Origin of the sequence: Bradyrhizobium sp. SZCCT0231, assembly GCF_018130245.1 — a bacterium.
Classification (GTDB): Bacteria; Pseudomonadota; Alphaproteobacteria; order Rhizobiales; family Xanthobacteraceae; genus Bradyrhizobium; species Bradyrhizobium japonicum_F.
This window is the reverse complement of the sequence record NZ_JAFCKP010000005.1, coordinates 308259-321013: the sequence shown is the minus strand read 5'-3', so window position 1 is coordinate 321013 and position 12755 is coordinate 308259. Positions and strand designations below refer to the sequence as shown.

The following is a 12755-nucleotide window of genomic DNA, read 5'->3' as shown; positions in this document are numbered from 1 at the left end:
CCGTTCGAAGGAGTAAGCCGATGTCGTCCCATATTTCAGTCCCGCCGCAAGCGTTGCTCGAGCGCATCCTCACGCTGGAGATCGTGCGGGTGACGGAGCGGGCGGCGGTGTCGTCGGCGCGGTTGCGCGGGCACGGCAACGAGAAGCAGGCTGACCAGGCCGCCGTCGACGCCATGCGCCGCGAGCTCAACAAGCTGCCGATCGAAGGCACCATCGTGATCGGCGAAGGCGAGCGCGACGAGGCGCCGATGCTCTTCATCGGCGAGAAGGTCGGCATGAATGCCGGTCCCCAGGTCGATATCGCGGTCGATCCGCTCGAGGGCACCACGCTGTGCGCCAAGAACATGCCGGGCGCGATCGCCACCATGGCGATGGCCGACGGCGGCACGCTGCTGCACGCGCCTGACGTCTACATGGAGAAGCTCGCGATCGGCCCCGGTTACGACAAGGGTGTTGTCGAGATCGATGCCTCGCCCGCCGACAATGTCCGCCGGCTCGCCAAGGCCAAGGGCGTCAAGCCTGATGGCATCACCGTTCTCGTGCTCGACCGTCCGCGCCATGCCAGCATCATCGAGAGCGTGCGCTCGACCGGCGCCGCCGTGCGCCTCATCACCGACGGCGACGTCGCCGGCGTGATCCACTGCGCAGACCCTGACAACACCGGCGTCGACATGTATCTCGGCACCGGCGGTGCGCCGGAAGGCGTGCTCGCGGCCGTGGCGCTGCGCTGCATCGGCGGCCAGATGCAGTGCCGCCTCATCCTCGATTCCGAGGAGAAGCGCGAGCGCGCCGCCAAGATGGGCGTCAACGATCCCAAGATGATCTACGGCATCGAGGACATGGCGCGCGGCGACTGCCTGTTCGCCGCCACCGGCGTCACCACGGGCTCGCTGCTGTCAGGCGTCAAATTCCGCAAGGACGGCGTGATCGAGACCGAGACGGTCGTGATGCGCTCCGTCACCGGCACCGTGCGCTACATCAAGGCGGAGCACCGCGAGCTCGCGAAGTTCCATCTGGACTAAGGCTACCGTCATTCCGGGGCGACGGGACCGCGCAAAGCGCGCGGCCCGGAGAGCCCGGAATCCATAACCACGATCGGGAGTATGGATTCCGGGCCTGCGCCTTACGGCGCATCCCGGAATGACCAAGAATAAGTAACATAGAGGGAAGCGCACATGTCCGATCTCTCCGCCGTCAAAGCCCTAGTCTTCGACGTGTTCGGCACCGTCGTGGACTGGCGCACCAGCCTGATCGCCGACTTCATGTGGTGGGGCAAACGGCGCGGCATCACCGCTGATTGGACCGCGCTCGTCGACGGCTGGCGCGGCATGTACATGGCCTCCATGGACGATGTGCGCAAGCACCCCGAGCGCGGCTACGTCATGCTCGACGATCTGCATCGCCGCTCGCTGGAGAAGCTGGTCGAAAAATTCGAGATCAAGGGCCTTAACGAGGCCGATCTCGATCACCTCACCAAGGGCTGGCATCGCCTGCATCCGTGGCCCGACAGCGTCGCCGGCCTGACCCGGCTCAAGTCGAAATTCGTCATCTCACCGCTCTCGAACGGCAACGTCGCGCTGCTCACCAACATGGCGAAGTTCGCAGGGCTCCCCTGGGATCTCATCATGTCGGCCGAGCTGTTCGAGCACTACAAGCCCGATCCCGAAACCTATCTCGGCGCCGCGCGGCTGCTGTGCCTCAAGCCGGAAGAGGTGATGATGGTCGCCGCCCACAACGGCGATCTCGCAGCCGCGCAGAAGAACGGGCTGAAGACCGCCTTCGTGGCGCGGCCGACGGAATATGGCCCGCTCCAGAAGCTCGATTTCGAGGCGACCGGCAATTGGGACATCGTTGCAAAGGACTTCGGCGGTATCGCCGACACGCTCGGCTGCTGACGGTCTCTCAACGCGAGCGCGGCGTTTCGCCGGCCTGATCCTCAGCCGCACAGAACGTCGCAATCGCAAGGTCGATCCGCCGGTCCACGACGCGGCGGTTGAGCCGGAATTCGGTGTCGGTCAGCAGCCTGAAATGATCGTGGCCGAACACCATTCCGAACAGCATTTCGGCGATGAGGCGCAGCGGCACGCCCTCGAAGCGTGGCTCCAGGCGTATCGTCCTGAGCAGGCCGACGATATGCTCCGTGCCGCTCTCCATGATGACCTCGGCGAACATGCGCCCCAACTCGGGCGAGGCCTGGCGTTCGCCGATGATCAGGCGTTGGAGCGCGATCTCGCCCGGCGATAGCGCCACGTCCGCCGCCTCCCGGAGCATGTTGCGAAGCCGGGTCACTGGCGATTCTTCCGAAGGAGCGTCGGCGTAATCGGCTTCGGGCAGGCTGCGCAGCAGCATGGCGCGGAACAGCTCGGTCTTGCTCACGAATAGCTTGTAGAGCGTCTTCTTCGACATCCCGGCGGCGCCGGCGATGTCGTCCATCGTCGTCGCGGCAAAGCCCTTGCTGGTGAACGTGTCCTTGGCTGCGGCCAGCAAATGCGAAAGGCGTGCATCGGGCGCGGGAAGGACGGCGTCCCGTTCAGGGGGCGGACTGCCGCCGGCTTGTCGGCGGCTGACGGATTTCCTCGCCATACAAAACCTGTCGTTAAGTTGAGGTCGGTTCACGACTGCTTGAGCGGAAGCATCCGGGCAGCCTAGCACTTGACTTCCCGGAAGGAAACTCCCAAGTTTCCTGATGGAAACTACATAGTTTCCAAATGTGTCAAATGGCCTCGGCCCGCAACCTCAGCCCATGGATCGTCATCATGCGTCCCCCGATCGTTCGCGCTGTTCCGTTACTTGCTCTGCTGTCGCTCGCAGCCTGCGGCGAGCAGAGCCAGCAAGCGGGACCACGGCAGATGGTGCCGGAGGTCGGCGTTCTGACCTTGAAGCCGCAGGAGGCGAAGATCTCGACGGTCCTGCCGGGGCGGGTCGTCGCCTACCAGGTCTCCGAGGTCCGGCCGCAGGTCACCGGCATTCTTCTCAAGCGCGATTTCGTGGAGGGCGCCGAGGTGAAGGAGGGCGATCTGCTCTATGAGATTGATCCGGTGCAGTACAGGGCCGCGTTGGCCAGCGCCGAGGCCGCGGTGCAGAGGTCGGAGGCGACGCTGGTCAGCGTCAAGCTGAAGGCCGCGCGCAAGACCCAGCTGCTGCAGACCAACGCAGCGAGCCAGCAGGACGTCGACGATGCCGTTGCCGCCTACAAGCAGGGCGAGGCCGACCTGAAGGCGGCCGAAGCCAACCGCGACACTGCCACGATCTCGGTCGACCGCACCAAGGTCACCGCGTCCATCTCGGGCCGGATCGGCAAGTCATCGATCACGCCCGGCGCGCTGGTTACCGCGAGCCAGGCGACCGCGATGACGACGATCCAGCAGCTCGACCCTGTTTACGTCGACCTCGACCAGTCGACCTCGGAGATGGAGCGGCTGCGCAACCAGATCGCCAGCGGTCAGCTCAAGCGCCCGGCCGAGGGCGTGCACGTCGAATTGCTGATGGAGAGCGGCAAGTCCTATGGCCACAAGGGCAAATACGGCTTCACCGATGCCAGCGTCAATGAGAGCACCGGCTCGGTCTCCTCGCGTGCGATCTTCGCCAATCCCGAGCGGGCGCTGCTGCCGGGCATGTATGTCCGTGCGCGCGTCATCGCCGGCGTCGATCCGAATGCGATCCTGGTGCCGCAGCGGGCGGTCTCGCGCAATCCGCTGGGGCAGGCGGTGGCGATGTTCGTCGACAAGGACGGCAAGATCGAGCAGCGCACGCTCGATCTCGGCGAGGACGTCGATGGCAACTGGCTGGTGCGATCGGGCGCCAAGGCGGGCGACCGCCTCGTCGTCGACGGAACGCAGAAGGCCCGTCCCGGCGCACCCGTGAAGACCATCGATGTCGCGGTCGATCCGGCAACCGGCCTCACGGTGAATTCGACGCGGCAGGCCGACGCGCGGCCCGCACCCGCCACAACCGAACAGTAATCGTCATGTCGCATTTCTTCATCAAGCGGCCGATCTTCGCTTGGGTCATTGCCATCCTGATCATGCTGGGTGGCGTGCTCGCGATCATGCGGCTGCCGATCGCGCAATATCCGCAGATCGCGCCGACCGTGGTCACGATCACGGCGACCTATCCCGGCGCCAATGCGGAGACCGCCGAGAATTCGGTGACCAAGGTCATCGAGCAGAACATGACCGGCCTCGACTATCTCCAGTACATGTCGTCGTCGAGCACCTCGACCGGCGTCGTGCAGATCTCGCTGACCTTCACCAACGAGGCCGATGCCGACATCGCCCAGGTGCAGGTGCAGAACAAGCTTCAGCTCGCCACCCCCTTGCTGCCGCAGGTCGTGCAGCAGCAGGGCATCAAGGTCGTGAAGTCGTCGGCGAGCTTCCTGATGGTGCTCGGCTTCGTCTCCGAGGACGGCCGGCTCGCCGCCAGCGACATCGCCGATTACGTGGCCTCGTCGATCAATGATCCCATCAGCCGCGTCGCCGGCGTCGGCCAGGTGACGTTGTTCGGCGCCGAATACGCCATGCGCATCTGGCTCGATCCGGACAAGCTGACCAAATACAATCTGATGCCGGGCGACGTGATCGCGGCGATCCAGACCCAGAACACCCAGGTCACGGCCGGCCAGCTCGGCGGCCTGCCGTCCGTCGGCGGCCAGCAGCTCAATGCCACCATCACCTCGCAGAGCCGCCTGCAGACGGTTGAGCAGTTCAAGGACATCATCCTGCGCACCGCCTCGTCCGGCCAGACGGTGCGCATCGGCGACGTCGCGCGTGTCGAGCTCGGCTCCAAGTCCTACGATTCCAGCGCGCGCTACAATGGCAAGCCTGCCGCGGGCATGGGCATCAGCCTTGCGACCGGCGCCAACGCGGTTGCGACCTCGGAAGCGGTGAAGGCGCGCGTTGCCCAACTCAGCGCCACCATGCCGGAGGGGCTTCGCGTCGTCTATCCCTACGACACCACGCCCTTCGTCAAGCTGTCGATCGAGAAGGTGATCCACACGCTGTTCGAGGCGATCGCGCTCGTCTTCGTAGTGATGTTCGTATTCCTGCAGAGCTGGCGCGCCACCATCATCCCGACCATCGCCGTGCCGGTGGTTCTGCTGGGAACATTCGGCGTGCTCTCGCTCGCGGGCTATTCCATCAACACGCTGACGATGTTCGCGATGGTGCTGGCGATCGGCCTCCTGGTCGACGATGCCATCGTCGTGGTTGAGAACGTCGAGCGCGTCATGGTCGAGGAGCATCTCTCCCCGCGTGAGGCGACCGAGAAATCCATGCGCGAGATCACCGGCGCGCTGGTCGGGATCGGTGTCGTGCTCTCGGCCGTGTTCATCCCGATGGCGTTCTTCAACGGCTCGGTCGGCATCATCTACCGGCAGTTTGCGCTGACCATCGTCACCGCGATGCTGCTCTCGGTGCTGGTGGCGCTGGTGCTGACGCCGGCTTTGTGCGCGACCATCCTGAAGCCGCCGAAGCATCACGGCGTGCAAGCCGGCTTTTTCGGCCTGTTCAACCGCGGCTTCGACCGCATGGCCGACGGCTATCAGCGCACCGCGGGCGGCGCGATCAGGCGCGTCGCCGGCGTGATCATCGCCTTCGTGGCGATCGTCGCCGGCATGGTCGTCCTGTTCCAGCGGCTGCCGAGCTCGTTTCTGCCCGAAGAAGACCAGGGCACGATCATGACCCTGATCCAGCTTCCGGTCGGCGCGACCTCGGCGCGCACGCTCGACGTCATCAAGCAGGTCGAGCATCACTATCTCGACGACGAGAAGGATGCCGTGGAAGGCGTGTTCGCGGTCAGCGGTTTCAGCTTTGCCGGGCAGGGCCAGAATGTCGGTCTGGCCTTCGTCAGCCTGAAACCGTTCGACGAGCGCAAGCATCCTGCAACCTCGGCGCAGGCCGTGGTCGGCCGCGCCATGGGGGCGTTTGCAAAAATTCGCGACGCCATGGTGTTTGCAGTGCTGCCGCCCTCGATCCCCGGCTTCGGCAATGCCGGCGGCTTCGATCTCTATCTCCAGGACACCGGCGGCAATGGTCACGAGGCGCTGATCCAGGCGCGCAACCAGCTGCTCGGTCAGCTCGCGGCAGACCCACGCGTGGCGCAGGCGCGGCCGAACGGCCAGGACGATACACCGCAATTCAACCTCGACGTCGATCAGGCCAAGGCCACCGCGCTCGGCGTGAATCTGAGCGACCTCAACACCACGCTGTCGGCGGCCTGGGGCGGCGCCTATGTCAACGACTTCATCGACCGTGGCCGCGTCAAGCAGGTCTACGTGCAAAGCGATGCGTCGTTCCGCATGGACACCAGCGACATCGGCCGCTGGTACGTGCGCAACACCGCGGGCTCGATGGTGCCGTTCTCGGCGCTGGCGACCAACCGCTGGAGTTTCGGCTCGCCGCGCCTCGAACGCTACAACGGCGTTGCCGCCGTCGAGATCCAGGGACAGGCGGGGCCGGGCATCAGCTCGGGTGTCGCCATGCAGGCGGTGGAGGAGCAGATGGCCAAGCTGCCGAAAGGCTACGGCCACGAATGGACCGGTCTGTCGTTCCAGGAGCGGCTCACGGGCAGCCAGACGCTGTATCTCTATTCGATCTCGCTGCTGATCGTCTTCCTCAGCCTCGCCGCGCTCTACGAGAGCTGGTCGGTCCCGTTCGCGGTGATGCTGACGGTGCCGATCGGCGTGCTCGGCGCGCTGGTGGGCGCGACGCTGTTCAACCAGGCCAACGACGTCTATTTCCAGGTCGGTCTGCTCACCACGATTGGTCTCGCCTCCAAGAACGCGATCCTGATCGTCGAATTCGCGCTGGAGCAGATCGCGGCCGGCCGCAGCCTGGTCGAGGCCACGCTGCACGCCGCGCGCCAGCGCCTGCGTCCGATCCTGATGACCTCGCTCGCCTTCATCCTCGGCGTGCTGCCGCTGGCGGTGGCGACGGGAGCCGGCTCCGCCAGCCAGAACGCGGTCGGCATCGGGGTCGCCGGCGGCATGATCGCGGCAACCGTGCTCGGCATCTTCTTCGTGCCCGCGCTGTTCGTTGTGGTCCGGCGGATTTTTCCGGGCAAGCGGACGGATGCAGCCGCCTCAACGCCCGTCGCGGCCGCGGAGCCCGCGGAATAGTGCACATCACAGCTCCGGGTCGCGCGTACGCCACCCGGAGCTGATCAACCTACAACGTCATCTTCATCGGCTCCGGATAGTAGTGGAAGCCGTCGCCCGACTTGGCGACATGGCCGTAGCCGGGCCAGGCGAAGTGATAGGACATCACCGGGATCTTGTTGGCCGCGAGCATCGTGAGCAGTTTCACGCGCGATTCCGCCGCCTGCTTCGGGTCTGTGTCGTACGAGAACTCCATCCGCGGCCGCTCCAGCAGCAGCACCGAATGGTGCGAGAGATCGCCGAGGAACGCGAACGATTTCCCCGCCGACGAGACCATGAAGATGGTGTGGCCAACGGTATGGCCGGGGGCCGCGATCGCCTGCACGCCGGGCAGGAACTGCTCGCCGTCCTTGAAGAATTTGATCCGGTCGCGGACCGGCAGCAGGTTCTTGCGGGCGTGAAGGACGAAGTCCTTGGCCGGGCTGCCCAGCTTGCCCTCATCGGTCCAGAAGTCGAAATCGGCCTGCGAGATGTAGACTTGTGCATTCGGAAACAGCGGCTTGCCGCCCTCGTCGACGATGCCCCCGATGTGGTCGATATGGGCATGCGAGCAAACCACGGCGTCGATGTCCTCCGGCTTGATGCCGGCCTCGGTCATGCTCTTCTGCTGCCGGCCGGTGCTGGCGCCGAACATCTTCGATGAGCCCATGCCGGTATCGAACAGGATGAGCTTGTCGCCGGTGTTCACGATCGGCGAATTCTGTTCGAGCACGACATTGTCCGGCGACAGGAAATTGTCGGCGAGCATCTTCTTGACCTCTTCCTTGGGAATGCCAAGGAATGTCCCGGAGGGATCGCCGAGCGGAAGCGGTCCGTCGGATACGACGGTGACCTCGGCATCGCCGAGGATGAAGCGGTGCCAGTAGGGCGTCTGGGTGCCGAGCTTGGGAGCCCGCGCCATCGCGCTGCTGCCGAGCATTGCGCTGGCGCCGAGACCGACGCCGAGTGCGAGTAGGGACCGACGTGAAACATCAAGTGTCATTCGTATCCTCCGCTTTTGTCTTTTGTTTTGCGCAATCGTTCGCGCGGTAAGCGACCGCCCGATCGGCCCCGCGGCCAGCGACGGTGCAAAGCATGCTGCGCCGGTCGCGACAAGCTAGCAAGTGGAATTACTTGGCACTACACGCTGAAAGAGAGCGACAGTCGGAGCGCGAGGGCGACGTGCAAAGCCAGGTTGCGCCAAAGCGCGCGGAATCGCGCGTTACGCAATTCTCAACGTGACGTCGTTGCCCTCTGTCTCGGCAAAACCCGCCTGCAGCACCTCTTCGCGCTTGTGACGGAGATGCGCACGCAGGATGTGGGCGAGGCCGACGCCGTCGCGGCGCTGAAGCGCGTTGAGGATCGCCTCGTGCTCCTTCACGGCGAGTGCCCAGCGCTGCGGCGTCATCGGCGTGACATACCGCGCGCGCCGGATGCGCGCGGTCACCGAGGTGTAAAGCCCCGCGAGCACGGGATTTCCTGCTGCGGTCACGATGGCTTCGTGAATGGCGCGGTTGCCGCGATAGTACTGGATCAGGTCGCCGTCGCGATAATGCCGCACCATCTCGTCATGCGCGGCGGCGATCGCGCCGATCTCGGCGTCCGTGATGCGCTCGCAGGCGAGCTCGCCCGCAAGGGCCTCCAAGCCCTGGCAGACCTCGAACAGGTCGCGCATGTCCTTGTCGGTCAGCTTTGCCGCGCGCGAGCCGCGATGCGGCAGCAGCTGCACGAGGCCCTCGGCGGCCAGCACCTTGAGCGCCTCGCGCAGCGGCGTGCGCGAGATCTCGAGCCGCTCACACAGCTCGCGCTCGGGAATCCGCGCGCCCGGAGGGATTTCACCGTCGAGCAGGATGGCGCGGATGCGGCCGACGACCTCCTCGTGAAGCATGGAAGCGCTCCATTTTGAATGCAAAAGCGACATTATCTGGCGATATTTTGAAGTTCTAGCTTGCTAATCGCAAATTTTGCATTCAAAAGTGTAAAAAACAAGAGGACATGAGGAAATGGACCTGGCTGCGGAGGCGGACGACCTCGTTTTTGAATGCAATGACGGCATCGGGCGGATCACCTTCAACCGCCCGCAGGCTCGCAATGCCTTCACTTTCGTCATGTACGAGCGCCTGGCCGCGATCTGCGAGGAGGCCAACCGCGACCATGCGATCAAGGTGCTGGTGCTGCGCGGGGCCGGCGACAAGGCCTTCGCCTCGGGCACCGACATCAACCAGTTCCGCGAATTCAAGACGCCGCAGGACGCCATCGACTACGAGAACCGCATCGATCGCGTGCTGACCACGCTGGAGCAGTGCCGGGTGCCGACGATCGCGGCGATCAACGGGTTCTGTACCGGAGGCGGGGCGGGCATTGCCGCGGCCTGCGACCTCCGCATCGGCACGAAAGCTGCGAAAATCGGATTCCCCATCGCCAGGACGCTCGGCAACTGCCTGTCGATGTCCAATGTCAGCCGGCTCACCGCGCTGATCGGCGCCGCGCGCGTCAAGGATCTCATCTTCACCGCGCGCCTCGTCGACGCCATGGAGGCTGCAAGCGTCGGACTGCTCGGCGAGGTCGTCGACGATCTTGCCGCGCTGGACAAGCGCGCCGATGAGGTGGCCCGGCTGCTCGCCAGTCATGCGCCGCTGACGCTGAATGCGACCAAGCAGGCGGTCGCCCGATTGCAAAGGCGGCTGACGCCGGACGAGGGCGAAGACCTCATCCTGATGTGCTACACGAGCCAGGATTTTCGCGAAGGGCTCGATGCTTTCCTCAACAAGCGCGCGCCGCAATGGCGCGGCCAATAGGACGAGCCGATGCAAAGCAATCGATCGCAATCCGCCTCTCGCCGTTCGGGACCGCTGGCCGGCCTCAAGGTCATCGATCTCACCCATGTGATGGCGGGGCCGACCTGCACCTTGATGCTCGCCGACATGGGCGCCGACGTCATCAAGATCGAGAAATCGCCGAACGGCGATGACACCCGCCATTCTGTGCCGCCGAAGATCGGCGAGGAGGCGGCCTCCTTCCTGATGATGAACCGCAACAAGCGCGGCATCGTGCTGGATCTGAAGACCGACGGCGGCAAAGAGGTGCTGCGCCGGCTGATCGCGGATGCCGACGTGCTGGTCGAGAACTTTGCGCCAGGCGCGATGGAGCGCCTCGGCTTCGGCTACGAGGCGCTGCACACGGAATTCCCGGCGCTGATCTACTGCTCGCTGTCGGGCTTCGGTCGCACCGGTCCCTACAAGCACCGCAGGGGATTCGACCTTGTCGCGCAAGCGATGAGCGGCATCATGAGCTTTACCGGCGAGCGCCCCGACGGCCCGCCCGTCAAATGCGGTCCCCCGCTGTCCGACATCACCGCCGGCCTGCTCGCGAGCATGGGCATCCTTGCGGCCTACACGCATCGTCTCAAGACCGGCGAAGGGCAGTGGGTCGAGACCTCGCTCTACGAGGCCGCGCTGGTGCAGACCTATTGGCAGTCGACCATTGCGCTCGCCGCAGGCACTGCGCCGCGCGCGATGGGCTCGGCGCATCCGCTCAACGCGCCGTATCAGGCGTTTGAAGCCTCGGACGGCTGGCTCGTGGTTGGCGGCGCAAACAAGAAGCATTGGCTGTTGATGCTGGAAGCGCTCGGCGCGAGCGAACTCGCCGACGATCCGCGCTTTGTCACCGGTGCCGATCGCATGGCCAATCTGAAAGAGCTCGAAGCCGTCCTGAGCGAACGCTTCCGCAACCAATCGCGCGCGCATTGGCTCGCGGCGCTGGACGAGAAGGGCGTGCCGTGCGGCCCCGTGCACGACATGCTGGAGGCCCTCAGCGATCCGCAGACGCTGGCGCGCGAGATGGTCGTCGAGGTCGAGCACTCCACGCTCGGTCCCGTCAAGACGATCGGGCTTCCCATCAAGTTTTCGGAGACCCCGGGCAGAGTGCGATCAGGCGCGCCGGTCTATGGTGAGCACACAAGCGAGGTGCTGGCCGAGCACGGGTTCGACCAGTCACGAATCGAAGCGCTCGAAAAAGAAGGCGCGATCGTGCTGGCATCAGGGAGACGCGAGGAACGCGTCGCCTGAGCTGGTGTCGATACGACAAGAAAAAGATACCAAAATCAGCTGGAGGAAATCATGGGTCGGACGTCAACATTTCTGCTCTCCGCCGCCGCAGCGGTGCTCGCCGGCGCCATGCCGGCGCTCGCCGCCTGGCAACCGCAAAAGCCGATCGAGTTCATCGCCACCGCCGGCCCCGGCGGCGGCACCGACAATCTCGCCCGCGCGGTGCAGAACATCATCACCAAGCACAAGCTGACGGAGCAGCCGATCGTCGTCGTCAACAAGGGCGGCGGCAGCGGCGCCGAAGGCTATGTCTACGGCAAGGCCTCCGCAGGCGATCCGTACAAGGTGATCTTCGGCACGTCGAACGCCTGGCAGCAGCCGCTCGTGTCCAAGGTCGCCTTCAACTACACCGATCTCACCCCGATCGCGGCGATGGCGCAGGATGAGTTCCTGCTCTGGGTCAAGCAGGACGCGCCCTACAAGACTGCGGGCGACTATCTGAAGGCGGCTGCATCGGCCGACTTCAAGATGGGCGGCGCGCAGTCCAAGGACACCGACGAGGTGCTGACCCGCATGATCGAGAAGGCCGGCAAGGTCAAGCTGACCTACATCCCCTTCAAGAGTGGCGCCGAGACCGCCGTGCAGCTCGCCGGCGGCCATCTCGACTCCCACGTCAACAATCCCAGTGAAAGCCTCGGGCAATGGCGCGGCGGCACGCAGCGCCCGCTCTGCGTGTTCAGCCCGAAGCGGTTGCCGCAAGGGCCCAAGGTCACGGCGACCGAGGGCTGGAGCGACGTTCCGACCTGCGTCGAGCAGGGCCTCGACATCAAGCAATATGAGCAGCCGCGCACCGTGTGGCTGCCCGGCAAGGTCACGCCGGAGCAGGCCACGTTCTATGTCGACCTCATGAAGAAGGTTCAGGCAACGCCGGAGTGGAAGGACTACATCGAGAAGACCTCCCAGGTCGACACGTTCCTGACCGGCGCCGAGTTCGACAAGTTCATCAAGGAGGACCTCGAGCACGTCAAGCAGGTCGCGGGCGAGCAGGGTTGGCTGGTGAAGTAAGGCGGAAGGTCCCGCGCCATGATCTCACGCCGCGCGCTTGAGCTTGCGACCACTATCCTCACCGGCAGCTTCGGTGTGGCCGTCGTCGTCTCCAGCCTCGATAACGGCATCGGCTGGTCGAGCGCGGGCGTCGACGCCGGCACGTTTCCGTTCCTGACCGGCATCATCATCGTGCTCGGGAGCCTCTACAATCTGGTACGGGGCTTGCGGCCAGTTGCATCGCTCGCGAACGTTCCGATCGCGATCACGCCGCTCGAACTGCGCCGGCTTGCCGGCCTGTTCTTGCCGGCTGCGATCTTCGTCGCCGCGATCCCGCTGCTCGGCATGTATCTCGCCTCGGCGGGGTATGTCTTTGCGGTGCTGGCGATCCCGAGGCACCAGTCCGTGCCGCGCGCGCTCGCTATGGCGGCGGCCACGGCGCTCGCGCTCTACGTCGTGTTCGAGCGCATGTTCCAGGTGAGCCTGCCGCATGGCGCGCTCGCTTCCGCGCTCGGTTTCTGAGGGAGGAGGCC

Annotated in this window: 11 protein-coding genes; 8 read left to right on the top strand and 3 right to left on the bottom strand. The window is 65.1% G+C overall.

Going from position 1 to position 12755, the window contains the following annotated elements:
* Positions 1 to 20: 20 nt before the first annotated feature.
* Entirely contained in the window at positions 21 to 1022 is a 1002-nt protein-coding gene (gene glpX, locus JQ566_RS16550) for a class II fructose-bisphosphatase (protein ID WP_212373516.1), read from the top strand.
* Between the two features lie 153 nt (positions 1023 to 1175).
* Positions 1176 to 1895: a haloacid dehalogenase type II gene (locus tag JQ566_RS16545; RefSeq protein WP_212373515.1), complete on the top strand. Its 720-nt coding sequence runs from the start codon at positions 1176 to 1178 to the stop codon at positions 1893 to 1895.
* Positions 1896 to 1902: 7 nt separating this feature from the next.
* Here the strand turns inward: JQ566_RS16545 and JQ566_RS16540 are convergent, their stop codons facing one another.
* A complete protein-coding gene (locus JQ566_RS16540) occupies positions 1903 to 2583 on the bottom strand; it encodes a TetR/AcrR family transcriptional regulator (RefSeq protein WP_212373514.1) in 681 nt (226 codons plus the stop codon).
* Between the two features lie 173 nt (positions 2584 to 2756).
* On the opposite strand from JQ566_RS16540, the gene JQ566_RS16535 reads away from it, so the two are divergent.
* Positions 2757 to 3962: an efflux RND transporter periplasmic adaptor subunit gene (locus tag JQ566_RS16535; protein WP_249139496.1), complete on the top strand. Its 1206-nt coding sequence runs from the start codon at positions 2757 to 2759 to the stop codon at positions 3960 to 3962.
* Between the two features lie 5 nt (positions 3963 to 3967).
* Positions 3968 to 7114, top strand: a complete 3147-nt coding sequence (locus JQ566_RS16530) for an efflux RND transporter permease subunit (RefSeq protein ID WP_212373511.1) — start codon at positions 3968 to 3970, stop codon at positions 7112 to 7114.
* A gap of 49 nt (positions 7115 to 7163) precedes the next feature.
* Here JQ566_RS16530 and JQ566_RS16525 read toward each other — a convergent pair whose 3' ends face one another.
* Both JQ566_RS16525 and JQ566_RS16520 read right to left on the bottom strand, forming a co-directional pair.
* Entirely contained in the window at positions 7164 to 8135 is a 972-nt protein-coding gene (locus tag JQ566_RS16525; RefSeq protein WP_212373509.1) for an MBL fold metallo-hydrolase, read from the bottom strand.
* 219 nt (positions 8136 to 8354) lie between these two features.
* Positions 8355 to 9020: a GntR family transcriptional regulator gene (locus tag JQ566_RS16520; protein ID WP_212373507.1), complete on the bottom strand. Its 666-nt coding sequence runs from the start codon at positions 9018 to 9020 to the stop codon at positions 8355 to 8357.
* Positions 9021 to 9135: 115 nt separating this feature from the next.
* Here JQ566_RS16520 and JQ566_RS16515 point away from each other — a divergent pair, with 115 nt between their 5' ends.
* The 4 genes from JQ566_RS16515 to JQ566_RS16500 are packed head-to-tail and all read left to right on the top strand — an operon-like array spanning position 9136 to position 12744.
* Positions 9136 to 9930, top strand: a complete 795-nt coding sequence (locus JQ566_RS16515) for an enoyl-CoA hydratase/isomerase family protein (protein ID WP_212373505.1) — start codon at positions 9136 to 9138, stop codon at positions 9928 to 9930.
* A 9-nt stretch (positions 9931 to 9939) separates the two neighbouring features.
* Positions 9940 to 11199: a CaiB/BaiF CoA transferase family protein gene (locus JQ566_RS16510; RefSeq protein ID WP_212373503.1), complete on the top strand. Its 1260-nt coding sequence runs from the start codon at positions 9940 to 9942 to the stop codon at positions 11197 to 11199.
* Between the two features lie 51 nt (positions 11200 to 11250).
* Complete coding sequence (locus tag JQ566_RS16505) at positions 11251 to 12243, top strand: Bug family tripartite tricarboxylate transporter substrate binding protein (protein WP_212373501.1); 993 nt, start codon at positions 11251 to 11253, stop codon at positions 12241 to 12243.
* Positions 12244 to 12261: 18 nt separating this feature from the next.
* Complete coding sequence (locus JQ566_RS16500; RefSeq protein ID WP_212373499.1) at positions 12262 to 12744, top strand: tripartite tricarboxylate transporter TctB family protein; 483 nt, start codon at positions 12262 to 12264, stop codon at positions 12742 to 12744.
* Positions 12745 to 12755 lie beyond the last annotated feature (11 nt).